24 protein-coding genes are annotated in these 26,721 nt (G+C 41.3%); 11 read left to right on the top strand and 13 right to left on the bottom strand.

Annotated elements, in window-relative coordinates:
* The first annotated feature begins 93 nt into the window (after positions 1–93).
* A complete protein-coding gene (locus tag NSTC745_RS10020) occupies positions 94–1,239 on the top strand; it encodes a glycosyltransferase family 4 protein (protein ID WP_445637021.1) in 1,146 nt (381 codons plus the stop codon).
* Positions 1,240–1,488: 249 nt separating this feature from the next.
* On the opposite strand, the gene NSTC745_RS10015 is transcribed toward NSTC745_RS10020, so the two are convergent.
* Both NSTC745_RS10015 and NSTC745_RS10010 read right to left on the bottom strand, forming a co-directional pair.
* Complete coding sequence (locus tag NSTC745_RS10015; protein WP_445637020.1) at positions 1,489–2,535, bottom strand: DUF1611 domain-containing protein; 1,047 nt, start codon at positions 2,533–2,535, stop codon at positions 1,489–1,491.
* A complete protein-coding gene (locus NSTC745_RS10010) occupies positions 2,519–3,571 on the bottom strand; it encodes a dipeptide epimerase (protein WP_445637019.1) in 1,053 nt (350 codons plus the stop codon). The genes NSTC745_RS10015 and NSTC745_RS10010 overlap by 17 nt, the downstream gene beginning before the upstream one ends.
* Before the next feature lie 117 nt (positions 3,572–3,688).
* On the opposite strand from NSTC745_RS10010, the gene NSTC745_RS10005 reads away from it, so the two are divergent.
* From NSTC745_RS10005 to NSTC745_RS09995, 3 genes are read left to right on the top strand one after another with little or no spacing between them, the layout of a single operon-like run.
* Positions 3,689–4,240: an NUDIX hydrolase gene (locus tag NSTC745_RS10005; RefSeq protein ID WP_445637018.1), complete on the top strand. Its 552-nt coding sequence runs from the start codon at positions 3,689–3,691 to the stop codon at positions 4,238–4,240.
* A 24-nt stretch (positions 4,241–4,264) separates the two neighbouring features.
* Complete coding sequence (locus NSTC745_RS10000; protein ID WP_445637017.1) at positions 4,265–4,588, top strand: flavoredoxin; 324 nt, start codon at positions 4,265–4,267, stop codon at positions 4,586–4,588.
* Positions 4,589–4,607: 19 nt separating this feature from the next.
* Positions 4,608–4,868, top strand: coding sequence for a hypothetical protein (locus NSTC745_RS09995; protein ID WP_445637016.1), 261 nt, complete (start codon positions 4,608–4,610; stop codon positions 4,866–4,868).
* A gap of 29 nt (positions 4,869–4,897) precedes the next feature.
* Here NSTC745_RS09995 and NSTC745_RS09990 read toward each other — a convergent pair whose 3' ends face one another.
* Complete coding sequence (locus NSTC745_RS09990) at positions 4,898–5,821, bottom strand: nucleoside hydrolase (protein ID WP_445637015.1); 924 nt, start codon at positions 5,819–5,821, stop codon at positions 4,898–4,900.
* A gap of 20 nt (positions 5,822–5,841) precedes the next feature.
* Here NSTC745_RS09990 and NSTC745_RS09985 point away from each other — a divergent pair, with 20 nt between their 5' ends.
* Together NSTC745_RS09985 and NSTC745_RS09980 are read left to right on the top strand one after the other, a co-directional pair.
* A complete protein-coding gene (locus tag NSTC745_RS09985) occupies positions 5,842–6,273 on the top strand; it encodes a nucleoside deaminase (RefSeq protein WP_445637014.1) in 432 nt (143 codons plus the stop codon).
* 270 nt (positions 6,274–6,543) lie between these two features.
* Entirely contained in the window at positions 6,544–7,662 is a 1,119-nt protein-coding gene (locus tag NSTC745_RS09980; RefSeq protein WP_445637013.1) for a hypothetical protein, read from the top strand.
* Between the two features lie 89 nt (positions 7,663–7,751).
* On the opposite strand, the gene NSTC745_RS09975 is transcribed toward NSTC745_RS09980, so the two are convergent.
* The 3 genes from NSTC745_RS09975 to NSTC745_RS09965 all read right to left on the bottom strand — a co-directional run bounded on the left by NSTC745_RS09975 (position 7,752) and on the right by NSTC745_RS09965 (position 10,693).
* Entirely contained in the window at positions 7,752–7,985 is a 234-nt protein-coding gene (locus NSTC745_RS09975; protein ID WP_445637012.1) for a hypothetical protein, read from the bottom strand.
* A 23-nt stretch (positions 7,986–8,008) separates the two neighbouring features.
* Entirely contained in the window at positions 8,009–10,333 is a 2,325-nt protein-coding gene (locus NSTC745_RS09970; RefSeq protein ID WP_445637011.1) for a heavy metal translocating P-type ATPase, read from the bottom strand.
* Between the two features lie 165 nt (positions 10,334–10,498).
* Positions 10,499–10,693, bottom strand: a complete 195-nt coding sequence (locus tag NSTC745_RS09965) for a heavy-metal-associated domain-containing protein (RefSeq protein WP_099071202.1) — start codon at positions 10,691–10,693, stop codon at positions 10,499–10,501.
* Positions 10,694–11,042: 349 nt separating this feature from the next.
* Here NSTC745_RS09965 and NSTC745_RS09960 point away from each other — a divergent pair, with 349 nt between their 5' ends.
* Positions 11,043–12,482 carry an RtcB family protein gene (locus NSTC745_RS09960; protein ID WP_445637010.1) on the top strand — a complete coding sequence of 480 codons (1,440 nt, stop codon included), beginning with the start codon at positions 11,043–11,045 and terminating at the stop codon, positions 12,480–12,482.
* 32 nt (positions 12,483–12,514) lie between these two features.
* On the opposite strand, the gene NSTC745_RS09955 is transcribed toward NSTC745_RS09960, so the two are convergent.
* The gene (locus NSTC745_RS09955) at positions 12,515–13,405 is read right to left on the bottom strand and encodes a DUF1932 domain-containing protein (RefSeq protein WP_445637009.1); all 891 of its coding nucleotides are present in this window, start codon (positions 13,403–13,405) and stop codon (positions 12,515–12,517) included.
* A 216-nt stretch (positions 13,406–13,621) separates the two neighbouring features.
* Here NSTC745_RS09955 and NSTC745_RS09950 point away from each other — a divergent pair, with 216 nt between their 5' ends.
* Entirely contained in the window at positions 13,622–14,239 is a 618-nt protein-coding gene (locus NSTC745_RS09950; RefSeq protein WP_445637008.1) for an arsinothricin resistance N-acetyltransferase ArsN1 family B, read from the top strand.
* A gap of 10 nt (positions 14,240–14,249) precedes the next feature.
* On the opposite strand, the gene NSTC745_RS09945 is transcribed toward NSTC745_RS09950, so the two are convergent.
* Entirely contained in the window at positions 14,250–14,951 is a 702-nt protein-coding gene (locus tag NSTC745_RS09945) for an HAD family hydrolase (RefSeq protein WP_445637007.1), read from the bottom strand.
* A gap of 215 nt (positions 14,952–15,166) precedes the next feature.
* Between NSTC745_RS09945 and pyrE the strand changes: the two genes are divergently transcribed.
* Together pyrE and NSTC745_RS09935 are read left to right on the top strand one after the other, a co-directional pair.
* Positions 15,167–15,718, top strand: a complete 552-nt coding sequence (gene pyrE / locus NSTC745_RS09940) for an orotate phosphoribosyltransferase (protein WP_445637006.1) — start codon at positions 15,167–15,169, stop codon at positions 15,716–15,718.
* Positions 15,719–15,748: 30 nt separating this feature from the next.
* Positions 15,749–17,176 carry an amidase gene (locus tag NSTC745_RS09935; protein WP_445637005.1) on the top strand — a complete coding sequence of 476 codons (1,428 nt, stop codon included), beginning with the start codon at positions 15,749–15,751 and terminating at the stop codon, positions 17,174–17,176.
* Here NSTC745_RS09935 and NSTC745_RS09930 read toward each other — a convergent pair.
* The 3 genes from NSTC745_RS09930 to NSTC745_RS09920 all read right to left on the bottom strand — a co-directional run bounded on the left by NSTC745_RS09930 (position 17,101) and on the right by NSTC745_RS09920 (position 19,516).
* Positions 17,101–17,811, bottom strand: a complete 711-nt coding sequence (locus NSTC745_RS09930) for an HAD family hydrolase (protein ID WP_445637004.1) — start codon at positions 17,809–17,811, stop codon at positions 17,101–17,103. The two genes, NSTC745_RS09935 and NSTC745_RS09930, sit on opposite strands and share 76 nt — an antisense overlap.
* Positions 17,792–18,325, bottom strand: coding sequence for a GNAT family N-acetyltransferase (locus tag NSTC745_RS09925; RefSeq protein WP_445637003.1), 534 nt, complete (start codon positions 18,323–18,325; stop codon positions 17,792–17,794). The genes NSTC745_RS09930 and NSTC745_RS09925 overlap by 20 nt, the downstream gene beginning before the upstream one ends.
* Before the next feature lie 321 nt (positions 18,326–18,646).
* A complete protein-coding gene (locus NSTC745_RS09920; RefSeq protein WP_445637002.1) occupies positions 18,647–19,516 on the bottom strand; it encodes a CmcJ/NvfI family oxidoreductase in 870 nt (289 codons plus the stop codon).
* 3,845 nt (positions 19,517–23,361) lie between these two features.
* On the opposite strand from NSTC745_RS09920, the gene NSTC745_RS09915 reads away from it, so the two are divergent.
* Positions 23,362–23,820: a response regulator gene (locus NSTC745_RS09915; RefSeq protein WP_445637001.1), complete on the top strand. Its 459-nt coding sequence runs from the start codon at positions 23,362–23,364 to the stop codon at positions 23,818–23,820.
* 95 nt (positions 23,821–23,915) lie between these two features.
* Here the strand turns inward: NSTC745_RS09915 and NSTC745_RS09910 are convergent, their stop codons facing one another.
* Together NSTC745_RS09910 and NSTC745_RS09905 are read right to left on the bottom strand one after the other, a co-directional pair.
* On the bottom strand, positions 23,916–25,052 hold the full coding sequence (locus tag NSTC745_RS09910) for a hybrid sensor histidine kinase/response regulator (RefSeq protein WP_445637000.1): 1,137 nt from the start codon (positions 25,050–25,052) through the stop codon (positions 23,916–23,918).
* 36 nt (positions 25,053–25,088) lie between these two features.
* Positions 25,089–26,423 carry an ATP-binding response regulator gene (locus NSTC745_RS09905; RefSeq protein WP_445636999.1) on the bottom strand — a complete coding sequence of 445 codons (1,335 nt, stop codon included), beginning with the start codon at positions 26,421–26,423 and terminating at the stop codon, positions 25,089–25,091.
* Positions 26,424–26,721 lie beyond the last annotated feature (298 nt).

The raw sequence follows: 26,721 nt of genomic DNA, 5'->3' as shown, positions 1-26,721 counted from the left end.
ACCAATAGACAATTTTGTAGAGACGCGATTCATCGCGTCTTTATCCAAAATAGGTGCATCATGAATAGAAGTATCTGACGAAATAAAGGTTTTATGAAAATTCTTTTTTTAGACCAAAGTGGTAAACCAGGCGGTGCAGAATTGTGTTTAATAGATATTGCTAAACCGTATCGGCATGATTCTTTGGTAGCTTTATTTGCTGATGGTTCATTTAAAGAGTTACTACAGCAAAATAATATTCCGGTAGAAGTTTTGAGAAATGAGGCGATCGCAGTTCGCAAAGAAAGCGGTTTGCTCCAGGGTTTAAATAGTTTAGGACAACTTATACCTTTAATTATTAAGGTAGTTAAAAAAGCGCGTGAATACGATTTAATCTATGCCAACACCCAAAAGGCATTAGTTGTAGGAGCAATAGCGAGTTTTTTTAGTCGTCGCCCTCTGGTTTATCATTTACATGATATTCTTTCTACAGAACACTTTAGCCAAATTAATCTTCAGATAGCCGTCAACCTTGCTAATTCTTTTGCATCATTAATAATTGCTAATTCTCAAGCTAGTAAAACAGCTTTTATCGAAGCAGGGGGATGCAGAGATATCGTTGAAGTTGTTTATAACGGCTTTGAACCAAAAAATTATTATACTGATGAATCCGACATCAAGAAATTGCAGCAAAATTTAGAATTACAAGGAAAATTTGTAATTGGACATTTTAGCCGACTTGCACCTTGGAAAGGGCAACATATTTTAATTGATGCCCTTGCTCAATGTCCGCCACAGGTAATAGCAATTTTAGTCGGCGATGCATTATTTGGCGAACAAAATTACGTCCAACAGTTACACCAACAAGTTGCTAAATTGGGGCTAGAAAATCGCGTCAAATTTTTAGGTTTTCGTTCGGATATTCCCAAATTAATGGCAGCTTGTGACTTAGTAGCACACACCTCCACCTCTCCAGAGCCTTTTGGTAGAGTGATTGTTGAGGCGATGCTATGCGAAAAACCTGTAATTGCAGCAAAAGATGGTGGTGCAATGGAATTAGTAGAACACGGACTGAATGGTTTTCTGGTGGCACCAGAAGAACCCCAGCAACTTGCACAAGCGATTATTACCTGTCTTCAAGAGACAGAAATAACTGCAACTATAGCGAAGAATGCCAGAATTACTGCTAGTCAACGTTTTGATGTTGCAACTATTAATCAGCAAATTGCTCAACTGCTGTCCCACAGAATAAGCTGTTAAGCACGTAATTTGCACATTTAGACAGCAGGGGAGCAGAGGGGCAGGGGGGCAGGGGGAGCAGGGGAGGCAGGGGAGGTTGGGGGATCTGAGTGCGTAAGTTCTGGTTAAGTGGGTGATTGTTGTAAGCTAATACGCATTTAACTTGCATATTGTTGATTTTGGAGAAAAAGCGTCAATCCTTCTCCCCTGCCTTTCTGCCCCTCTGCTCCCCTGCTCCCCTGCTCCCCCTGCTCCCCCTGCCCCCCTGCTTTAATTCTTCATCACTGCATCCAAAAGCACATTCGCATCAAAACGGACAACATCGGTGCAAGGTAGCCCCGTTTCTGCTGTGACTTGAGCGATCGCTTCATTTGCCGCAAATTCATCTAGATGGGCTGTGTTTAAAGCGATACCCACCACATGTACAGTACCAAAGGCACCGCCGGCACTGGCGACGCTTTCATAAAGCTGGATTACCTTACGTAAAGGTGGAATCACTACATGGGGATGATTGCGGATATGAACTTGTCCGGCTCGATGTGCCAATACTAGTTCGGTTGGTTGGGAACCACGAATCAAGGGTAAAGTTGCGGTGGAACCAGGATGTAGCAGCGAACCTTGTCCTTCAATGTGCAAGATATCGTAGCTTTTGCCATAGCGCATGACCAATTGTTCCACAGCACCGGCGGCAAAGTCTACGCGCACAGCATCCAAAGGTACGCCATCGCCTTCTAACATCACACCAGTTTGACCTGTGGCTAAGAATTTAGAACTCCATCCCCGCAGTTTTGACACCCGATGTAACTCCAGGCTGGTTGACATCTTACCGATCGCCATGTCGGTTCCCACAGTCAATACTCGCCGACAGGGGAGAGTCCGTGCCATGCCACTGGCAATAGGTATATTAGACGGTTCTTTCCGCACATCCCAAATGAGTTGTCCTGGTTTGAGCAGTGCATTTAAATCTGGCATATTTGCCATTGCTGTATGTAAACCATTCACCAAGGACATTCCAGCTTGTAAAGCCTCTTTGATTTCCAGCCAATAATCATCTGGTACGGCGCCGCCTCCTGGCGCTATGCCAATTACTAAGATTTCTGGCTTGTACTCCAGTGCGGCGACTACAGATGGCACAATTGGTACATCACGGTTGATACCTGTTAATTGCGGTAAGGATTTACCAGCGGAGTCGCGATCGACAACTGCGACAATTGGAGCTTCACTATAACGTAAAATTGCTAGCCCTGTTTTACCTTGAGTCCCGGTAATTCCCTCATGAAGTAAGATAGCTACTCGTTGATTAAGTGGCAAACGCACTGTGTTGTACCCCCAAACCTGGTAAATCGTTCGGCAAAACTCTCCCTTGTTTTAACAATGCACCCGTAAATGGGTCATCAATTAAGTTAAGGTGACTGTCTAAATCTAAATAATCAGCTAGTGGTGCTAGCTGTGCTGCTGCTGTATTGGCTAAGGAACTATCAGAATAGCAACCGAACATTACTTGTAATCCATAGGCTTTGGCTACATGTACCATTCGCATTGCCTCAGTTAGTCCCCCTGATTTCATCAGTTTAATATTTATCCCATCGACGTAGTTTGCTAGGTGGGGAATATCAGAACTTGTAAAACAACTTTCATCGACAAAGATAGGAAGAGGCGAGTTTTCCTTGAGTTTTGCCAAACTTGTTTCTTGTCCCCGTGGCAATGGCTGTTCTACATACTTTATACCTAAATCAGCCAGCCAATGGCACATGGCGATCGCATCTTCTAAACTCCAGCCACCGTTAGCATCGACGAAAAATTCTGGTTCTGGTGCTGCTTGTTGTACTGCTAGGAGCATTTTTTGGTCTGCTTCTATGCCATCTGGACTACCCAGCTTGACTTTGAAAAGACGAACATCAGTAAAGTTTAACCAGTCTTTGGCTCTGGCGATCGCACCTTCTGGCGAACTAATACCAATTGTCAGGGAAGTTGGTACAATGGCGTGGCGATCGAGTCCCCAAATTTGCCATAAAGGTAACCCAACCCTTTTACCAAGCCAGTCGTGCATTGCTATATCCAAAGCTGCTTTTACAGCAGAAGGAGCTTGGTTTTGGGTTAACACTTGCTCAATTTCCTGCCGCTGTAACGGACTGAACGGTTGCAGCAGTGGTATAACTTGCTCTAAGGCGTCTTTAATTGTATCAGTTGATTGCCGATGATTACCCACACCGAACGGCGACGCCTCACCCCAGCCTTCGATACCATCTTGTGAAATTTTCACCCAGACATTCGTAGTCTGTGCTGTTGTCCCCCGACTGATAGTCAACGGGAATCTCTTATTAACTGTAAATAAATTTACATTTATTTGCATAAATATAGAGCGTATTATGTTAAAGCAAAAGCCAGTGTAAGTTCAAAATTTAGATTATCGGACGTATCCGTTATACTTTTTTACATTGACTGTATGATTCGTTTTGTTAGTTAATTTATGAGCAACTTAAAGAAATGGAAAATTTTGAAATCAAAAATGGTCTTAGATCGTTACTGGTGTAAGGTAAGGCAAGACGAAATAGAATTGCCCAATGGAAAAATTATTGATGATTATTTTGTCAGTATTAAGCCTGATGTGGCGATGGTTTTACCTATTACCAGTAGTCGAGAAATTATTTTCGTCCGGCAATACAGACACGCCGTCGGTGAATTTTTCATAGAACTGCCCGCAGGGAGTTTCGATCCTACAAAAGAGAGTCCTGAAATCGCAGCAATGAGAGAATTTACAGAAGAAACTGGTTATATTGCTCAAGAATTGAAAAAGATAGGAATTTTATACGATAAGCCAAGCAAAGACACCAATCAAATACATTTATTTTTAGCGAAAAATGTAATCAAGGTTAAAGAGCAACAACTTGATATTACAGAAGAAATTGAGATTATATTAATTCCCATAGAATCAGTTTTAGAGAAAATTATTCAAGGTGAAATTTCCGTGTCTGGAACTGTAGCAGCTTTGTTTTTAGGTTTAAAGTTTATCAATTATTAATTTTTAATTAAAAACACTACACTTGTGACAAAAATTCCAGATGAAGCATTGGTAGTTCGGGGAGGGCGTAATCGTGCAGAGGATATTCGACGTGGAATAGGTACTCATCCCAGCGGCATAACAGGGATTTCTGTGGAATGTGCAGTAGGATTGTCATTAGCAGAGTTGGCATTGACTATTCCTCATGGGCAAATTGGTGTAACAACAGTTGGCGAGGTTCGCCAAGCAGGTGGTGATGTCATCCGAACATCTGGTAAAAGTGCTAATCATGCAACATTAACGGGCTTAAGCCCACAGCAAGTCAGTCAACTCCTTACACCAACTGTTCTTAATCCAGCAAAGCAGTAATAATTTAGGACACCTAGCAATGATTAATCCTAGAGTTTTTGCAGATTTTCACAATGCTGATGCTGAAGGGCGTTTGCGTTTAAACTGTATTGGTACGATTGAAGACTTGGCAAATCAAAGTATTGAGTTACAGAATGGGCAGTTGCTAACGCTATATAGTGAAGATTTAGAAGTTGATGGAGTGGTGCAGTTCTCCGAAGAAGAGAAGTTATGGGTTGCTACCATTAATTGGGATCGAATTAGACAGGTTGAGGATTTTGTTGTACAGGCACAAGCTTGAGTATCCACGCCACCGAATTTTTCTGTTTTTCACCTCGCCCATTGCTCCAATATATAAGCATAAAAAGCATCTTTATCTACTTTATCCATTGCATAAATCTTCCGCCCACCAGACACAACTTTAGTACGTCCCTGACTCAGACCAGTGGTGATAATTTCAGTTTCCCATTCGCGCAATTGATAAAATTCTGGATGTCCCAAATAAGCCGTTGCTAAAACATCCCAAAAATAATAATCTTGGGGAATAACTAATGCATAACATTGTCCTGCTAAATCGGAAATAGGATAGTCCCGTTGTCGCCCCATTTTTTGCACTAATTCTGATGTTACTGGAACATTATTCGTCAAATCCAAAGGACACATAATAATTTCAATTTGGGTTTTCCAAACTTGCGCTGCTGAAATTGAATCCCAATAAACATTCCATTCAGCAGAACCATCTTGTCCTGGTTCCAAACTTTTTTCTACATTACCAGGAACATTCAAAGCACCTCCCATCCAAACAATTTTCTGAATTTTGGCTTCAATATCTGGTGCTTTCTCCAATGCGACTGCAACCGTCGTCAACGGCCCGGTTACCATCAAGGTTACGGGGTCTGATGCTTTACGTAACACCTGAATCATAAAATCTTGTCCTGGTTCGGCCACTAAAGGCGTAGTGATGGTTTCGCTTTGATTGAGAATGGGTAAATGGTCAACAATAAAGGAATCGCGGCGATAGAGACTGGGAAACGGATTGATACCACGCACAGTACTTTCTGCCACCGGAATATGAGAAAATCCCATCAAATCGAGAATTTTCCGTGTGGCGCTAACGGCTGGTTGAATATAACAATCGGCTGGGGTGACAACAACACCGAGAAGTTCGATATTATCCATTGTCAACAGCAGCATAGTTGCTAAATAATCATCTACACCGCCATCATGATCCATTAATACGAGTTGTTTTGACATATTTAAGGAGAATAAAAAAAATGGATGAGTTTATGCAGGCTGCAATTCAAGAAGCAAAACAAGGCAGACAAGAAGGTGGAATTCCTATCGGTTCGGTTCTCGTTAAGGATGGCAAAATTCTCGGCAGAGGACACAATAAACGCGTCCAAGATGGCGATCCTGTTACCCATGCCGAAATTGATTGTCTCCGCAATGCTGGCAGAGTTGGTAACTATAGAGGTACTACACTATATTCAACCTTAATGCCGTGCTATTTATGCGCTGGGGCAGTGGTACAATTTGGCATTAAAAAAGTTATTGCCGGAGAATCCAGAACTTTTCCTGGTGCCAAAGATTTTATGATATCTCACGGTGTAGAAGTAATCGATCTCAATCTTGACGAATGCGAACAAATTATGAGTGAATTTATTGAAACTAACCCCGAACTTTGGAATGAAGATATAGGTAATTGAAGAAGGCAGAAGGCAGGAGGCACAGGGCAGGTGGGATTCGTTGTGAGTGAATCGCACCTGCCCTCTGCCTTTCTTTGATAAGTACTATTAAACTGTATTTACTGCTTCTCTACGTGATGTAATCATTACTGCTATAGCCATCCTATTTGATTTGCAAACTGATTCTTCAAGAGAGGGAAGGGGAAACAGATTTTTTGGATCTCATTTAGGATTGCCATATATCTAGTGCCGTTTAACTCAAGCGATAGTTTCAGAATACGGAAATGTAGTATGCGCGTAAATGCTATGGCAATGACTCTGGTAGCTTCACTGATTGGGGTGCAGGCTGCTTACGCACAAAACACAGATATTACGAGTCAGGCGTTCATACGAGCCGCTTTGACGGTGATGACTTTCGACTATTTTGCTACCAAATGTAAGCAAGGTCAGGGTTTCAGCCCTAGCCAAACCGCCAAAGTTGAGGCATGGGAAACGGAGAATGGCGTTACTCAAATCCGCTCGCGATTGCGTGAGTTTGACCGATACCCCACCCAAAAGCAGCAACTAGACCAGGCTTTGTCATCGATTACTCAAGAGATTGCAAAACAACAACCTAATATTGATGGGTGTGTTGCGGCCGTTACAATGTCACAGCTACCTGATGCACAGTTCGCCAAGATATCGCCAGAAATTATCACGGCGGTAAATAATCTGCCGAAAACGCCTAAAAAAACTGGACAATCACCTTCCCAAAAACCTGCAAATGTAGCTTCGGGAAAAAATGCAGCAACTTTAGCACAAATTGATAGTTTCGGCTTTAATTATCGCTCAAGTATCGGCATTGGTGGCTTTGTGGGTCTTGATGTTTACCCGATTGTTCTGTTTCGTAATGGTGATGCACTGACCGACGTTGAAGGACTTTCTTTCCCAGGCGGACTTGCAGCCCACAAACAAGCGAACCCCAAAGATTGGACACGTTGGCGCAAACAGGGTAGCAAATTGCAAATTGCTCAAAAGGATGGCTGGGAACCTTTAGGTTTTCAAACAACATATCCAAAACTGCCCAATAACTTCAAGCTGAATGGGTTATTTCGTTCGCTATCTGGAACGGGTAACGTGGCGATTGGTGGTAACGATGCGATCGCAGTCTGGAAAGACTATCGTTTCTGGCCGGATGGCCGAGTAGTGCGCGGTCAAGGTGCAGGTGGACGCGTAGAGGGTGGTGACTCATCTGTAGTTACAAGCAGTGTAGATCCTAATCAGCGCGGCAGCTATCGCGTTGAAGGGCTGACGCTGTACATCAATTACGATGATGGTTCCAGTGAACGCCGGATCTTGATTACCGATCCTAAAGATCCCAACAGTGCCATCTGGCTTGATGGGGTGAGCTACGTCCGCCGGAATCAGTGATATCGTGACGAGACAATATTTTTTACCAAAAATATTGATTTTCTATCACTGTGGTTTGACGAGTGGATGAGTCGTATTTGAGGAGATATTCACGGGCAATCGCTTTCGTCAGCTACATAGAAAAGAAACCACCATAACTCTAATCCGATTAAAGCTAAACCAGCGATCGCCACACCAACTTTCAAGCCCAAAGGTTGCTCTATGTGCTGAAATCGGCTATTTTGCTCTGAATGCACTGGCATTTCTCCTAAGGCTACGGTTGATGTTCCACTCAAAAGGACTAAACTAGCCAAACTTCCCCAAAGCATTTTTTTGCTGAACATTTGCTCAACTCCTTTAGAATTTATCAGATAGTTTTTGGTTGAAAGTTACGCAATCTTAAGGCGTTGCTGACAACAGAAACTGAAGAAAGTGCCATTGCGGCTCCGGCGATAATAGGATTGAGTAACCAACCGAAGATTGGGAAGAGAATTCCAGCTGCAACAGGAATGCCGATAACGTTGTAAATAAAAGCAAAAAAGAGATTTTGCCTAATATTGTTGATAGTAGCGCGGCTAAGTTGAATTGCCGTCACAATTCCTTGTAAATCTCCAGAAATAAGCGTGATATCGCTAGCAGCGATCGCCACATCTGTTCCCGTACCGATGGCAATTCCCACATCAGCCTGTGCTAGCGCTGGGGCATCATTGATACCATCACCAACCATTGCCACAATTTTAGATTTTAGACTTCGGCTACGCTCAGTCGAACGATTTTGGATTTTGGATTTTGAATTAGGGAATTTTTCTATCTTTTCTTGCAGAGATTGAATAATCGCCGCTTTTCGATCTGGACGGACTTCGGCAAATACTCGTGTGATGCCAACTTGCTGGGCGATCGCCTCCGCAGTTTTCTGATTATCTCCGGTAAGCATTACTACTTCTAAACCCAGCTTTTGCAGTGCTTTCACGGCTGCTGCGGATGAAGGTTTGAGGGCATCGGCAATACCCATTACTGCTTCTATTTCGCCATCGATGGCAATCAAAATAACTGTTTTTCCCGCAGCTTCCCATGTATCTTTATACTGTTGGAGAGTTGTAGTATTAATTCCAAGTTCTGTTAACCAACGTTGGGTACCAATTTGCACCAAGCGATCGCTAACAATTGCTTGCACGCCGCTACCTGCAATTGCTTGAAAGTTGTTAGCCTCTGTTAAACTCACCTCTTGAGATTCGGCATACCTAACAACTGCTGAGGCTAGAGGATGTTCAGAATTTCGTTCTACTGTTGCTGCTAACTGTAAAATCTTGAGTTCGTTACCATTAGCTGTGCCGTTAACAGTGACAAAATCTGTAACTGTAGGTTTACCCACAGTTAAAGTACCAGTTTTATCTAAAACAATGGTTTGAATTTTGTGTGCTAGTTCTAAACTGTCTGCACCTTTAATCAAAATGCCGTTTTCTGCACCTTTGCCAGTTCCCACCATGACAGAAGTCGGAGTCGCCAAACCCAAAGCACAAGGGCAAGCGATAATCAATACACCTACCGTTGTCATGGTTGCTAAGGTGAGGTTGCCTGTGAAGCTAAACCAAATGATAAAAGTGGCGATCGCAATGGCAATCACAGCTGGTACAAACCATCCCGTTACCCGATCCGCCAATCGCTGAATTGGTGCTTTAGAACCTTGCGCTTGTTGCACTAATTTGACGATTTGAGCCAAAAACGTATCTCTTCCCACTCGTGTTGCCCGAAACTGAAATGCACCCGCACCGTTTATCGTTGCCCCAATCACTTCATCTCCTGGTTGCTTTTTGACTGGCAAACTTTCACCAGTCACCATCGCTTCATCTACCGTAGAAACCCCTGCAATGATTTCGCCATCTACAGGAATCTTTTCTCCAGGACGTACCAAAATCACATCGTTGATTTTGACTTCCGCAATGGGAACGTCAACTTCCACACCGTTACGGATGACTCTAGCATCTCTAGCTTGGAGTCCCATAAGTTTGCGGATAGCTTCAGAAGTTTGTCCTTTAGCGCGATTTTCCAATAATCGCCCCAGCAAAATTAAGGTAATGACAATGGCAGCAACTTCATAATAAACATGAGGAACCAAACCCTGAGCAATAAAAAATCCAGGGAAAACGGTAATAAATAAAGAATAGAGATACGCCGCACTTGTGCCCAAAGCAATCAGCGTGTCCATCGTCGCTGTATGACGCTTAAAAGCTTTCCAACCATTGCGGTAAAAAGCTCCACCACACCAAAACACGACAGGTGTTGTCAGCACTAGCTGTAGCCAAGGATTTCCCAGGAAACTGGGAATTATGGGCAAATTTACCCCAATCATCATTGGCAGCGATCCCAAAAACAGGAAACTGCCGATCGCACCTCCCACCGTTACTTTGAGAAAGAGTTCGCGTTGTTTTGCTTGTCTAGTTGCTATCTCGGCATCATCTTCTTGAGACAGGATTTCTTCGGAGAGTGAGTAGGAAGAGTAACCCGCAGCAGCGATCGCACTTTGGATTTGTTCTAAATTGGTGAGAGAGCGATCGTAATTGATGGTGGCTTGTTCAGCTCCAAAGTTAACGTTGCAGTCAATCACCCCACGAACCGAACGAATCGCCTTTTCGACATTATTGGCACAAGCGGCGCAGCTCATACCTCGAAGTTTGAGTGTGAGAGTATCCATATTGGAAATTGGGAATTGGGCATGAGGCATGGGGCATGGGGCAGAAGAGGCGGAGGGGCAGAGGTGCGGAGGGGCAGAGGAGAAAGAACTTGTACAAAAACTCTCCTCTGCTCCCCTGCTCCTCTGCTCCCCACCTCCCCATCTCCCCATCTCCCGAGCCCCCGTTTACGCGACTGGATAGCCAGCAGCAGCTAACGCTTCCTTAATCGCTGTTTCTGATGCTTGAGTTTCTACGCTGACAAGCTTGGTTGTTGGATCGGCCTCAACGCTAGCATTGGCATCGACAGCCTGAAGTGCTTTGGTGATGGTGTTTGCACAAGCAGAACAAGCCATGTTAGGAACTGTGAGTTGGAATGTCATAGATTTACGGGATAAAATGAACAACCTCGCCACGCCAAGCTGGATGACTGGGACGACGTATACTTACACCCCAGAAATTTCTGATTTCTGGCTGAGGAATCGCCTTGAATTTATCCTAGACTCTCCAGCTGGCTGGAGAGTCTAGAGATTTTTCAAAGTTTCAAAAATACAATATGCTACAAAAACTTGTCACCAGATGAAACTGTGTGCTATTAAGTTGATATATCCGTTGTTTTCCCCACAATTCCGGGAAAATAACCCCCATCACTTGAGACGTGGCTGCTGAACCCAAGTCTCCTTACCTCTTCACAACAAAGGGTCTTTTTTAAGACTCGATTTTGGAGTTTTCATGCAGCCAAAAAATTTAAAACGTCTCCTGCGTGCTTTAGGGCGGCAGGGTTTGGATGTAACTTATAATAATCAGACTTATTCTGTCCGTCTAGCAAATTCTCCTGATGTTCCTGTAGCAGAAGTACTACTGCCCGAAGGCTTCCCCGTAGAAGCTAAGGCACTCAAGCAGTTAGCGAATTTAGCAAGTGTTAGCCACCCGTCTGGTGGATGCGTGTGTCGTGCCTGTGCTACGCCTGATTTCCATCCTGGTGATGCAGGGGTAGCCATTGGTTCAGTCATAGAAACTGTAGGTCAAGTAATTCCTAGTGCTGTCGGTTCTGACATCAATTGTGGAATGCGCTTACATGTAGCTGATTTGACAATTGAGCAATTTCTCGCCAAGCGCGACCAATTTGTAGAACGTATGAAGGGCGATTACTTCTTCGGTACGCGTGATGTAACGATGACTGCTCAAGCAATGCAAGCGTTATTTCAGCACGGAGTTCCCGGTTGGTTAGATGCAATGTTAGATCGGCCTACGGGGAGTGTAGTTAAGTCTGATTTGCAACAACTTGCCAAAGAAAGCGATGCCATCTTCTTAGGTGGTTCGATGGATGGTAACTGGAAACTTGCGCCTGAAGAATTGGTTCCCGATGCTGGACTAGTACGCGATGGCGGACTGGCAACCATTGGCGGCGGCAATCATTTTGTAGAAGTGCAGCGAGTTGATAAAGTCGAAAATCGCACACTTGCCCACGCTTGGGGAGTGCGCGAGGGACAACTGGCCTTTATGATTCACTCTGGTTCTCGAAATGTGGGCAAGTACATCGGGGGAATGTGGCGAGATAAAGCCAAAGCCGCTTGGCAAAAAGGTTTGAAATACCCCGATTCTCAGATTTTTCCCCTTTCAACTTCTTCTCATCCCGAACTAGTTGCGAATTACCTCCAAGCTGAAGCAACAGCCGCTAACTATGGCTTTGTCAATCGCTTACTGTTGGCAGAACTACTACGTCTGCGTTTGCGAGAAGTATACAAAGATGTGGAAGCACCTCTAGTTTATGATTTACCGCACAACATCACTTTGCCAGAAGGTCGAGGATGGGTAACGCGAAAGGGCGCTTGTCCGGCCCATACAGGGCAACCAGCGATCGTTCCTGGTTCAATGGGTGATTATTCTTATTTAATGGTGGGCAGAGGTAACCCAGCATTTTGTAATTCTGCTTCACACGGCGCGGGAAGAATTCGTTCTCGCTTTGACCTCAATCGCAGAGGTGCATCCGAAAGTGAAGCAGAATTGGGATTAACAGGAGTAGACTGCATCACATTGCGTGAAGAACGGCGCATTGAAGAAGCACCAGCCGCTTACAAACCGATTCAGTCTGTAATTGATGTCCAGGTTGAAGCAGGAATGGTTGATGTTGTGGCGCGGTTGAGTCCGGTGTTGACGTTTAAGGCCTAAAGGCTGGCTTGTTGACTGTTGACGGTTAACACTCAACCATCAACAGTCAACGTTTCTTGGGAAAGGGTAGTAATTATGTCTGGTAGTGGACGATCGCGATCGTTCTCTTCCGGCGTTTCCCTACCCAAAGATGTTTCTTTTACTAACCGATAAACATCGGCTGCACCTTGAAAAATGCGTTCGGTTAAATCTAAGGCTTGAAATGTATCTGCAATCTCTTCCATTTCTCCCACCCAACGATGTGCTTTTGGTGTCATGGATGGTAGGGAGCGAGTAAGTATTTTTGCTAGTTCGGGTTGGCTAGTAGATACTTCTTCCCACAGTTGTTGGTCTAAACCTAAGCGATGGGCTGCAATCAGCAATTCTGTACCGATCGCTGTTAATCCTTTTGTCAGTGCTGCATAGCACATTTTTAACCCAGAAGCTTGACCAATTTCATCGCCAATTACCCGCACATCTAATCCATAATCTCGCAATTGTTCGAGTTCAATGGCCTGTTTTCCTGATGCATAGATGCGGGTGCGATTGGGAATCCGTGGAGGCGGGCCAATAATTGATGCATCGACAAATTGCCCGCCGTTTGATTCAATTATTTCGGCAATACTTCTGACCTTTTCGGGTGCGATCGCGTTGGCATCAACATATAAAATACTCTTACCAACGCTGGCTATTGCTTGGGCTACTTCTTGGGCTGCCTCTGTGGCGGCGGCGGGAACTAGCACTGACAACACCACATCGGATTCAATGACCAATTGTTTGAGCGAACCGACATCTTGAATGTTAGCTGCGGCGGCTAATTGTCGAGTGCGATCGCTTCGGTCATCTAAAGCAGCAATGGTTTTCAATCCATGTTGATTGAGTACGGCAGCGATCGCCTGCCCCATGTCGCCAGGACTTAAAATACCAACAGTTTGAATTTGCATGGCAAACTTGATTCCAAATTCCTACTCAAAGAGTACTGGTGTGCTTCGTTTATCTCTGCACCCAGTACTCCATGTTAGGCAAGGGTTTGGAGATTGAGTTATGAGACAAAGTACGGTAAATTGATTGATTTACTGTATTTTATCTAAATAGCAACTTATCACAAATTGTTTTTAGGAAGCAAGCTATTGAATGACTCAAAAAACAGAAGTATTGCAGTGAAGGCGATAATCAGACTAGCTGAAGAAAACGATGCATCACAAATGCTCTTAATTTATGCACCGATTGTTCAGAAAACTATAATTTCCTTTGAATTAGAAGCACCCAGCGAAACGGAGTTTCAAAATCGGATTCAGAGCTATCTACAAAAGATGCCTTGGTTAGTTTGCGAAATTAATGGCGAACTTGCAGGCTACGCTTATGCTAGCCCTTATCGTACCCGTGCGGCTTACCAATGGTCTGTAGAATCATCTGTGTACGTCGGTGAGAACCATCGCCGCAAAGGAGTTGCCAAAGCCTTGTATACGACACTGTTTAAGTTACTCCAACTGCAAGGATTTTATAACGTTGTGGCTGCGATCGCTTTACCCAATGAACCCAGTGTGGCTGTACATGAAGCTGTTGGTTTTGTACCTGTAGGAGTTTTTCATCGAGTCGGGTTTAAATTTGGTAAGTGGCATGATGTAGGTTACTGGCAATTATCTTTACAGCCACAGCAATCTTTCTTAAGTGATGGCGATGAACCGATAAATTCACCCCTTTCTATGTCAGAAATACAGAAATCGCCTTTGTGGGATGAAGCTTTAACAAATGGATTGTTGTTGCTGCGAGTTTAACTACAAAATTTCACAAGTTCTGTTGTACAACTTCGTATATTTGAGTAAGTCGATTGATTCGTTTGACATCGCTAGGAGAGTCCAGAGAATCTGTGTGATGACGGTCAAACCAGACTCCTAATAATCCAGCATTCCTAGCTGCAATCGCATCTAGTTCTAAATTATCTCCAACATACATAATTTCTCTTGGCTGTATTCCCATTTTGTTGCAAGCATGGAGGAAAATCTCAGGCGCAGGTTTAGGAAATCCCGCCGCTTCTGAAGTCACAACCAAATCTAAAACAGAGAGAATACCACATCGTCTGAGTTTTTCTAGTTGCTGATTCTCTTGACCATTTGTTAATACTCCAACCTTCCATTGTTCTAACTGCCTAAAGCACTCATCGACATCATTAAACAACACGCACATGCTTACATACCGTTCCCAATACTCCGATAACAAAGTGTCAGCAATCGTATCTGAGAACTCATAACCGTATGGCAAAAATGCTTCTCGCAGTTTTCCTCTAGCTGATTCTTGAAAAGTTACTTCTTTTGCATAGAACTTTTTATACCATTCTCGGTTTAAAGATATCCACCGTTCTACGAACGCCTGACAATCATTTTCTCTATTGGATATAAGATTATTGAACAATGCACCAGCAGCACTTCTAATTGCAGCGTCATGATTGATAAGCGTATCGTCAAGGTCAAAAAGTACAGCTTTAATCATGTATGGCATGGGTGAAGAGATTGAGTTATCAAATAAAATACAGTAAACTGACTGAATTGCCGTATTTTATTTAAATAGGAACTTATCATAAATTGTTTTCAGTAAGCAACAACCGTTTTATTGTTCAGTTGGTTTGCTAGAAGACAGTTATTAACTCGATAAATATCAAGCTGCTGAATTGGATATAGTAAAGTCTTTAAACCAAGGTTGAATACATGGAAGCTTTCAACAAAAAAGTTGAAATCGAAATAAGTAAAAGCGAACTAGCAAAGCAAATTTATGCGGTTTCGCATCTGACTGGATCTTTTAAACTTCGTTCTGGACGAATATCAAACGAATACTTTGATAAGTATCAGTTCGAGGCAGATCCAATTTTACTTAATGCTATTGTTAGGCAGATGGTTACTCTCATTCCAAGTGATATCGAAGTACTTGCAGGTCTGGAACTTGGTGGCATTTCAATAGTTACACTATTATCGCAATACTCTGGTCTACCTACTGCTTTCGTGAGAAAAGAGGCGAAAAAATATGGTACTTCCCGATTAGCGGAAGGTGCACAGATTAATAATCGGAAAGTGCTGATTGTAGAAGATGTAGTCACTTCTGGCGGTCAAATCGTCGTCTCAGCTCATCAACTTCGTCAACTTGGGGCTGAAATTGATTACGCACTCTGCGTTATCGATCGCCAGGAAGGTGCTGTTGATAAACTCTTAGCTGAAGGGATCGCACTGCTTTCTCTGCTCAAGCGTCGTGACTTTCCTATCTAAAAATCGCTAATTCTTATTCAATGCCAAAATATGTCAGAAATTGCTGATTTGTCTGCATCTCAACTCATATCACTATACCGCGATCGCCAGTTGTCACCAGTCGAAGCAACCAAAGCCGCCATAGAACGGATCGATACTTACAATAGCTCAGTTAATGCTTTTGCGATCGTCGATGAAAAGACGGCTCTTGTGGAAGCCCAGGCTTCTGAAGTACGCTGGCTCAATGGTAATCCCCTTGGCTTGGTGGATGGAATACCCTTTACTGCCAAAGATTTATTGTTAACCAAGGGTTTACCGACACGCCGCGGAAGTAAAGCGATTATTGCCAATCAACCTTGGGAAGAAGATGCGCCTGCGGTGGCTCGTTTGCGCGAACGGGGAGCAGTACTGCTCGGAAAAACCACAACTTCAGAATTTGGCTGGAAGGGTGTCACCGATAGCCCCCTGACTGGTATTACCCGCAATCCTTGGAATACAGAACTAACTCCCGGAGGTAGTAGCGGCGGGGCGGCTGTGGCTGCTGCATTAGGAATGGGTACACTTCATCTCGGTACAGATGGCGGCGGCTCGTCTAGAACACCGGCAGCGTTAACGGGGGTGTTTGGTTTCAAACCCACTTTTGGGCGTGTGGCTGGTTATCCATCAGCCCATACTGGAACTTTGTTTCATATTGGCGTTCTCGTTCGTACTGTTTCCGATGCAGCAGTGACGTTAAATGTTATTGCCCATCCCGATGTCCGTGATTGGTATGCTTTACCAGATGAGCAACAAAACTATACTTTGAATTTAAATCGGGGTGTGGCTGGATTGCGGATTGCTTACAGTCCGAACTTTAGATATGCCGATGTCGATTCTGAAGTAGCGGCCTTAGTCAAAGCCGCAGTCGATGTTTTTGCCAAACTGGGTGCTGTTGTCGAGCAAGTCGATCCTGGTTTTGCTAATCCCCGGAGTACTTTCCAAACCTTCTGGCAAGTCGGTGCAGCCAAGCTACTGCGCGGCTTTAGTCCAGAACAACGAGCTGTAATTGAAGAAGGATTACAGGCTAGTGCTAGAGAAGGCGATCGCCTTACTCTACCAGAATATCTCAGCGCCCAAGATGCTCGTGAAGCTTTAGGAAGACATCTGCAACGCTTTCATGAAAACTACGATTTGCTAATTACTCCCACCTTACCCGTAGTTGCTTTTCCCGTCGGACAAAACAGACCCCAGTCATATATTGACAATCCCCAACGAGATTGGTCGCCTTTTTCTTATGTTTTTAATTTGACACAACAACCTGCCGCTTCTGTGCCTTGTGGCTTCACCAAAAACGGTCTACCTGTAGGTATACAAATTGTCGCTGCTAAATACAGAGATTTACTAGTATTGCAAGCAGCGAAAGCTTATGAAAATGTCTCTCCTTTCGTTATGCCTGTAACCTTTTTTAAGGCTACTAAAAAACTCTCGCAGTCATCGTAGTTTGGAAAAACATCTGTCGCTCCCTCATTGAATAATGCTTGAGCTTGATTATCTGAAGCAATACCGATGAATGAATATCCTGATTTATTAGCCGAGCGAATATCCCAAACACCATCCCCAATGTAAATAACTTCCGAGAAAAGCTGATTGTAATACGTTTCGGCTCTAGAGTGAGCGATCGCCATTATTCCCTCCCGCGACTCGTTATCATCTGAAAAAGCGCAAGGAATATTATCAATGGGAAGATCGGCAGATTTTAACTTGAATATCGCTGATGCTGCCCAAGCTCCTCCAGCATAGGCTACTTGATAGTCACCAGATGCAAGTAGCTTTTTCAATATATTAGATGAACCTGGTATCGCTTTTACTCCACCATGTGCTTTTGCACCATCAACGAGTAATTCTAAAAAACGCTGTTGAAATGCCTCAATTTCTCTAGATGAAGGAATGCGATCGAGTTTACTTTGAAAGATTTCTTTTAAAATACAAGCATCTGTTACATGAGTGTATGATGTCCAGTCACTTGAGATTTCTGAAAAACCAAATACTTCATACAATGCTTGTAAATATGATTCATTATCCAGGTTATTGGACTCAGTAAGAGTGCCATCAATATCAAACATTACTAATTTCATTATATTTACTATAATTTAGACACTCGTTCTGATATTCTTGCTGCAACATAGACAGAATAATTAAGGAATCATACTTGCCATCGACTTTTAAACATTCACGCAGCGTTCCTTCTACTACAAAACCTGATTTTTTATAGACAGCCTGGGCAATTTCATTTTGTACTTTGACATCCAGCCATAATCTATGGGCATTATAAGTCTCGAAGGCTAATTTTTTAACTATTTCAATTGTTGCTTTACCATAACCTTTTCCTTTTTCAGTAATCATAATTCGACGAAATTCAATGGTTTGATTGGAATCAAGTAACCCTGCAAGGATAACGTAACCTACTCTTGTTTCTTTTTTCACAATTAGGTGAGCAATATCAGGGTTTAGCATAGCTTGGAAATGTTGCTCGCGCGACCAAGAAATTATATACTGGCGATTTTCATCATTAGTTTCAGCACCCAGAATATAATCAAGGTCAGTTTCCTTACTTTTGCATAGGCTTAAGTTCGGCTTGTTTACTTCCATACATCTGTAATCTTTCTAGCATCGCTGTATTAGGAACTTCCAACAAAAAAAATATTCCATCGTAGGGGCGCACAGCTTTCTATTGGTGTCAAGTTAAGCATCGAGAACCCTTTTAAAATATGGATTTCTTAATTTTGAATTTTGAATACTTCGACTACGCTCAGTACAAGTTTTAAATTTTGAATTGGTATCAGATGGTGGCTACACAGGTTATAAAGCTGCTCAAGATGTAACCAAAAAATCTCCCGCTAAAATGTGCAGCGTTATAGCGGGAGATTGTCAATATTTAGGACTCAAAATTTTGCATTTTCTGGTATTGAATTATTCAGGAAAAAACACGAATGTCCGCAACTCTATACTCTCGCGCGGAGGTGCATTCGGTGGGCTGGTGGGGTCGTCAAATCCTGTATGGAGTGCAAAGCGGGCGCTTGCGTCCTCTGCGGAGTCGAAACACTTGATTAATATTGTTTCGTTCCTTTGCATTTGCGGGAAGTAGTACCACTTATGCTTTGGATTATAAGTGACAGCGTAGGTTTCACCAATGCGATCGCGGTATATAAGATTGTTAACTACCAAGTCTGTTGATGCAACAGTTTGGGCATCACATAGTGTTAATGGCGATTCTTGAATTGTGTCGCCAATTCCTCGCCAAACATTGATAATCGCAAACCTTCGTTGTAATAGGCTATCAATGTTATCTATACCCTGTGCAGCTAACTCTCGGCGTGCGCGTATATGTCCGCTGGAAGTGGTAAAGTCATTATGTACGCGCTTCACAGGTTCTTTAATACCACTGTTAATGTCCTGCTTCATCAGTGTGGCATTACGCAAGGTGTAATCGAAGATCGCGACCTCAGTTGCACCAGTCGCTTCTTTTAATAACTGTTTGGCTTCTGGGTAATAAACTTGGCGTATCTCTTCTTCATCGTAAAAGTTACCGACGTTGGTATGATGCTCGGTAAATGCGAAGCCTTCCCGATCTAGCGAGATATTCTGTGCGATCGAACGAGCATTGTAAATTGGTACTTTGTATGACTGATAGCTGCCATTGGAACGGAGAACACCTGATGGTGGTTCATAAGTGTAGCTAAAAAGCTTGTCTGTAGTTGGTAACAGGTAACTGAGGTTAGCCTCTACAGATGGCAAATCCTCAACAATCGGTCTGTTTAGAACTTGGCTATTTAAGCTCATAAGTCATACCATTTGTAATTTTGCGATTAAACCTAAGTTGAAAAAGGGAGCAGGGAACGGGGAGACAAGGAAAAATTGGCGCTTACTAGCTTTACCCCTTTATTTGCAAGATTTGTTTGTATCAAATACCAAACAACAGATGCGATTCACAGAAGGCATCTGTGCATCATCATTGCGGAGATATGAATAGTTTAGGTTTACAGTACTTTCCCCATTATAAAATACTGTTTATCTACCGATTTTAAGGTGTTTATTTTAGGAGTATTACATGGGCATAGGTAAAATTCAAGCCCTTCGACAATAAAATATACGGCTATTTAAATTTATATAAAGCTAATAATTAGTTTTACTAAGTATAGTTTCGTTGTTACGCGCACTATAAATAGAAGTTCAAAGGGGACAGGGAAACCCACAGTTTTAAGTCTGGATTTCAAAAGATGACGCTGTTTTTTTGCGCTTTGCGTCTGGTGAAAACATACTACTGGACAATTGCTGCATGGATAACGATGCGATCGCCTCGATCTCGGCGTAGCCCATCGCCACATTTTACACATAATCAAAAAGCCCCTGGTCAAGTCAACACCAGGGGTATCCATCTTTATTCCCTAACCCTAGAATGGCATCTACTTGGATATACTACATAAGTAGTCATGCAATAATTTCATCATAACCATGATAATTTTGCAATCAACCTCGCAATTACCGCAAAAACTCAGTAAAAAGGCTTAGCACTGAGCTAAGCCTTTACATATTTGGTGCTTAAAGAGACATTCAAATTGATTTAGACTGAGTTTATAGATAGTTCATCTTCCTATAGGTTGTGCCCAAATATTCTAAAAACTGCTAAGCAATTACTTAATAATCCATAATAAAAGGCTTGGCTAAACCAAGCCTCTATATATACCAAGCATTTACTACACCAAGATTAATTTAGACTCACTCTTACTTTAGTTCATCTTCCTATAGGCTGTGTCCAAATATTTGGAAATCTGATATACAATTTTCTGGGTGTTTCATAAAAAAGGTTTGGCTTTAAACCAAACCTCAATAATTGCTGTGCTTAACAACGTACTAAATTAATTTAGTTCTACTCTTTCTACAGATCATCATCCTAGAGAATGTGTCGAAATCTTGTGAAATTTGATATTTATTTTTTTGTAAAAATATTAACTTATTTTTTTCAGTATATATAAAAATATACAGTTACGTACACCTTAAGGATGAAAATGTTTCATTAAGCTATAAAGTATTTTATACTAAATGTTTATGCGGTTAAGTGCTAAGTTTTAAATGGCTCGTCTTCAACTTAAAAAGTCTGATTTCCACCCTCTACTCACCAATGCCACTTGAGAATAGTTGCTCATTTTCTTGTTAGCTTCTCGTGCTTGTGCTGTACTTTCCGCACCACATAATAAGTTCAAGAATTAAAGCAAATTAATCGATACATACCCGTGCTAATGCTAAAGACAAACATGATTTCTAACAGATAGATTTGAAAGTCTGTCTTGAGCTAATATTAAGATTTGAAAAAAAACCCTGGGTATTATTCCAGGGTACATACACGTTTTTCAGGCATTAACAGGCTGAATATTAACTCTAGAAAATAGTTATTTCTACTATCTATAGAATGATACTAAGACTGCTCTATATATGATATATATGCTTTTTTGTTGCATGACCTATCTATATACAGCAGATTTCAAGAAACATGAAGTACGTTATCTATGTCTCAGAGTTAGGCACAAAGCCTATTTTAATTCTAAATTATGCTATCTAGTATTTTATAACACTAAAAAGCGGGGTTTGAGAAATTATTTTATTACTTTAGTAGGATATCAAACAGATTGCAACTTGGTATCCATCTCTGATTGCAATTAAATTATCGTTAAAGGTGATTGAGTAAGCATCTTACTAGCTAGTTAGAAACTTTTTTAGAATTAGTCACGAAAAAGGCATGGCTAAAAGCCACGCCTCCTATATACCAAGTGTTTACCATACTTAGCTAATTTAAAATTACTTTCATTTCAGTTCATCTGTCTATAGTGTGTTTACAAAGTTTATAATACCTGTTGAGAAATGAAAATTTTCAAGACATAAAAAATGATTTTTTATAGACCTTATGAATTTTCAAAAATTAAATATAAATCTTATATACTGAAAAATATTTTTATATAAAAATAAGTACCGTGTATAATTAATCAATAATTTATTCAAGCTTGAATAAATTATTGATTAATATAGCAGTTATAAATGAGTTACGAACAAAAAGATCCCCGAATTATTGAAGAAGTCGGAGATCTGAAGCCCACTGATGGAGAGCAAATCAAATAGAATTACTATATGAACTATATAGATTTTTAGTAAACGAGTATCGTAAATAATAAAGTTTTGCTAGTTAGCTGTTTCCTCAATTATTCCTTTGGAATCTGTGAATTGTTCATATAAAACTAGTTCGTTAGCAAGGTATTAGGAGTCAATTGTGCAAATCAAAGCGGATGTTTATGAGTATAAACACTAAATTAAACTAAAAAAGAGGTTGCCGGGTTTCGACTCCGCGGAAGTTGAGCGTAGTCGAAACTCAACCCTTGTCTTCTCAAGGATCGAGTATTGAGCGTACCCTACCCTTCTCCTAACGGAGACGCTGCGCGAACGGGAACGCCAAGGGCGAACGGGATCTTGCTTGGCGTAGCGTCTCCCCTTGGGAGAAGTCGAAATGCGTCTTCTAAATAATTGTGTCCGCCTACTTAGCAAATGTAATTAATAAAGAAAGGCTCGATTGTTAACCAAGCCTTAGGTAAGAGTAGAGTCTATCAGGAGAATTTAGTCATTTTAACTGACGAATACATCTGTCTAAAGAGAGTAGACAAATATTTTATAAATTTATTTTAAAATACCTATAGTAATAATAAAAAAGGCTTAGCTGATTGCTAAACCTCCATAGAAAGCAGTTATTCGACACACCAAAATTAATTTAAACTTGGTCTTAATTATAATCATCTCCCTCTAGGATGTGTTGAATAATCATTAAATCTGCTACGCTGTATTTGCATTTAACCCAGGGACTTACAATTAAAAAATAGCCAATTTGTACGGTGTATTAACACAGAGAGTACGGCATCGCCAGGTATTTGGGTGCGTTACGGCTTTGGCCTAACACGCTATTACTGTATATTTTATTTTTTGGAAGTCTCTAACGCACCGTCATACAACATGTTAAATAAGTGCAATCATTATAAAAACAAATTTCTATTTCAAGTTTATGGTAGACTAATGAGCAGTGTAAACCAGCAATATTTAAATGCTTGTGGTTGCCAACACGCTTTTATACTTAGCTTATTTTTTACTAATTTGAAACTCTGTTAAAATACTGCTTCTGGACTAATATATTCTATTACATTTGTCAGAAAGTTAAACCAAATTCATGAAACTGAATAGAATAAATGATAAGGGTTAAAATCTATTTATTACTTAAGCTTTAGTAAGTAATTTGACACCTAATGGTGTTACTGCTTAACTGTATGTATCTTTTAATTTTATAAACGCATATTTTTAGCAATGTATTGCAAATAATGATTTGAAGTTTCTAGAGCTTTACTATATAAATTTATTATGAACCAATTAAGAAAATATTTTGTAATTTTGCGTATGATTGAAAAGTATCTGCTAATCCTATAAGCTTGAGGTTCTTTGACCTCAGCCTTTTTTTGCGTTGGCAAGAATTATCAGCTAAGCCGAAGTAAAACAAAACAATTACCTCATTAACCATTATTTTATCCTTTTGAGGAAACCTCGTCTGTATATCTCAAGAAAGACAATGAATTCTAATAAAATCTTCTGGAGAAGAGATGTATTTGGCAAATTCATTCACGAGTGATGAAAAAAAGCAAAACTCTCACCAGCCTTTGATTTTGGTAGTTGAAGACAATAATGATAGTCTTCTGTTGATTAGCTATGCTCTAGAGTCAATAGGTTGTAGATTCATTTGTCAAACAGATTGTTCTGCAACGGTGTTGGTGGCTAAAGAATATCAACCAGACTTGATATTGTTGGATATTTTGTTACCAGGTATAAGCGGTATCGATGTTGCGTGTTATTTGAAGCAAGAACCTCTAACTTACCAAATTCCAGTGGTTGCAGTCACAGCTTTAGCCGGTAAGGAGGATCGAGAGCGTATTTTGAAAGCTGGCTTTGATGATTACATTAGCAAACCCTACATGCTTGAAGATTTAGAAGCTGTAATTCGTCGATCGCTTGAGGGAAAATTTAGTCCTCACTCAGTTTTTGAGGTTTGCCAAGATTTGTAATGTAGCGCCGAACAAACAATAGGTAATACGCAACAAAATAGAAAGTCTTTTGGTGTGTGGGTTTTACGATCGCTCTATTTGTCCTAAATTGTGCTTCAACTGCTAGATTCAAGATTTTTGGGTAGTTTGACTGTGAATAAACTGCCTTTACCTACTTCAGAGGCTACTTGAATATTTCCTGCGTGCGCTTCTACAATTCGGTGGGATAGATGTAGTCCTAAACCGCTACCCGAACGTTTGTTTCTGCCTTGACGAAATCGCTCGAAAATTGTCGCTTGGTCTTCAGGCGAAATTCCATATCCTGTATCTTCTACCTCAATTGTTACCCAATCTTGATGTTTAGAATTTGGTGATTTTTCAAAAATGCGGACTGTTATGCCTCCTGTGTCTGTAAATTTAATGGCATTTGCAATTAAGTTGTATAGTACTCGTCTGAGTTCGAGGCGATCGCCCATAACTGTACCAGCATTTTTATCCTTGAGGTCTAATCCACTGGTATCTACTTTCAATATCAAACCTTTATCATTAGTCAGAGGTGTGATTTCGCTCGCCACTTCTTGAGCAATTTCAGACAAATCGCATACTTCCCAATTTAAAGTTTTTTTACCTGCTTCAAAGCGATAAACTTCTAACAGAGTGTTCACCATCAGCATCAAATTTTGGTTACTGCGAATCATCACTGCGATCGCTTGTTTCATTTCCGGCGAAATTTTGCAGAATGTTTCCATCTCGAACAAATTCAACATGCGATCGGCCGCTACCAATGGAGTCCGCAAATCGTGAGTCAGACGAGAAACAAAGTCTTCTCGCTGGCGGGCCATTTTTTGTTGTTCGTCGAGACTGTGCTTGAGACGTAAAAGCGATCGCACTCTTGCCAAGAGTTCGTCGGTATCAAACGGTTTGCGAATAAAATCGTCAGCGCCAGCATCCAAACCTTCAACAACGCTGGATTCGTGAAAAGCAGTAATCAACAGAATTGGGATATAACTAATTGCACGGTTATTACGAATCCGACGCGTAACTTCATAACCATCTATCCCCGGCATCATCACATCTAGCAAAATTAAATCCGGTGGAGATTGTTCGATTTTTCGCAAAGCCATTATCCCATCTGAAGCTAAATCAACTTCATAACCTTCACTTTCTAAAATTGTTTGTACCAAAATTAAATTATCTCGCGTATCATCAACTGCAAGAATGCGATCGATTTTATAATTTTCAACTACAGACATGATTTATCAACTTTTATCAATTTTTTTAGCAGTAATTTATAGTTTAAATTTAGGAGAACCTATTGGTGATTTTCTTGTTGGAGCAGATGATTGATGGGGATTTTGAGCAGAGCAAAAAACGCCGTCCTTTTCCCAATGTAAACTCGGAGGATCGACTGCTACACTTGGTAATGTTACTTGACGTGGCAATTCAATTCTAAACATTGAACCGATTCCTAATTGGCTCTCCAGAATAATTTTGCCACCCATCATGTGTACAAGTGAATCTACAATTGCCAAACCCAGACCAGTTCCTGGATATTTACGAGTGATAGTTTGATCGACTTGGCGAAATGCTTCAAAAATAAGTTTGAAATCTCTAGGTGCTATACCAATACCTGTATCTTTGACGATAATTGCCACTCGATTGGCGGGTAGTTCCTTAACCTCAACCCAAATTTCACCAGATTCTGTGAACTTAATGGCATTAGAAAGCAAGTTAATTAAGATTTGTTTGACACGAAATGGATCGTTAAAACCCAAAGGATTTTGTAAATCTGTTTGCACTAGCAATGAGAGATTTTTAGCCTCAGCTAGAGAATGCATTTCCCCTACACCGGCGTTTATTACCTTGCAAATATCAAATATTTCTGGTTTTAAATCTAATCGTCCAGCCTCCAATTTAGAGAAATCTAGAACTTCATTGAGCAGCATTAATAAATGCTTACCATTATTCAAAATGCGCTCAACCATATCTGTTTGTTGGTGCGTTAGTTGGCCGAACTTCGGACGCAAAAGTATTTGCGAAAAACCAATAATTGCATTCATTGGTGTTCTCAGTTCGTGAGACATGGTAGCTAAAAAATGTGATTTTAGCCGCGATGCTTCCAATAACTTGAAGTTTTGGATTTGAATTTGTTGCTGTTGCCTTTCCAATTCTTGGTTCTTACGAATCAGCTGTTCGTGGCTTTCTCTAAGCTGCTGGTTTGCCAAAGCTGCCTGCATTTCAGCACGATAAACCCGAATGGCATTCCGCAAAACGCGTGCCAAAATTTCTGAGGATATTCTAGATTTAGAAAGATAGTCTGTAGCACCAGCTTTCATTAATTCAACAGCAATTTGTTCGTCTCCTTGGCCAGTTAGGACTACTAAAGGAACTTTGATATCCGAAGCGCGTATGTTTTGGATGAGAGTTAATCCATCTTGGTCTGGTAAGCGATAGTCAAGGAAAACACAATCATAGGTAGTGGTGCCTAAGGAATACAATGCATCATTACCGTCGCCTACCTCAGACAGATCCATTTGCACGCCCGCTTTTGTCAGGGCACGACGTACTGCCATCCGGTCTACTTCGTCATCGTCTACAACCAAAATTTTCAGCGTCTCTTCCATCGGTTTTTATTTTCGCCGTAAAACATAGGTTGATGTCTAACATTTCTTTTTTCAGATTATCCTATTAGAGAATGTAAGATTTTATGATATCTAAAATCTGTAACTTAATTAACTAAGGCCTTTTGTACTATATCCAACTATGTTAAAAATTCAAAAATCAGGAAAATTTAAAAATCAAAATAACATTTCCCAAATCAGTATACCAATCATCGTAGACTCGCGATCGATTCTGAGTTGAGAATGGCAGTTGCCATCTGCTCTCTTGACTAAATCAACAGACTGCCTCATAAGGGATGCT

This window comes from Nostoc sp. DSM 114161 (genome assembly GCF_052692665.1).
The sequence above is the reverse complement of the archived record's forward strand: the minus strand, read 5'-3'. Positions and strand labels throughout refer to the sequence as shown.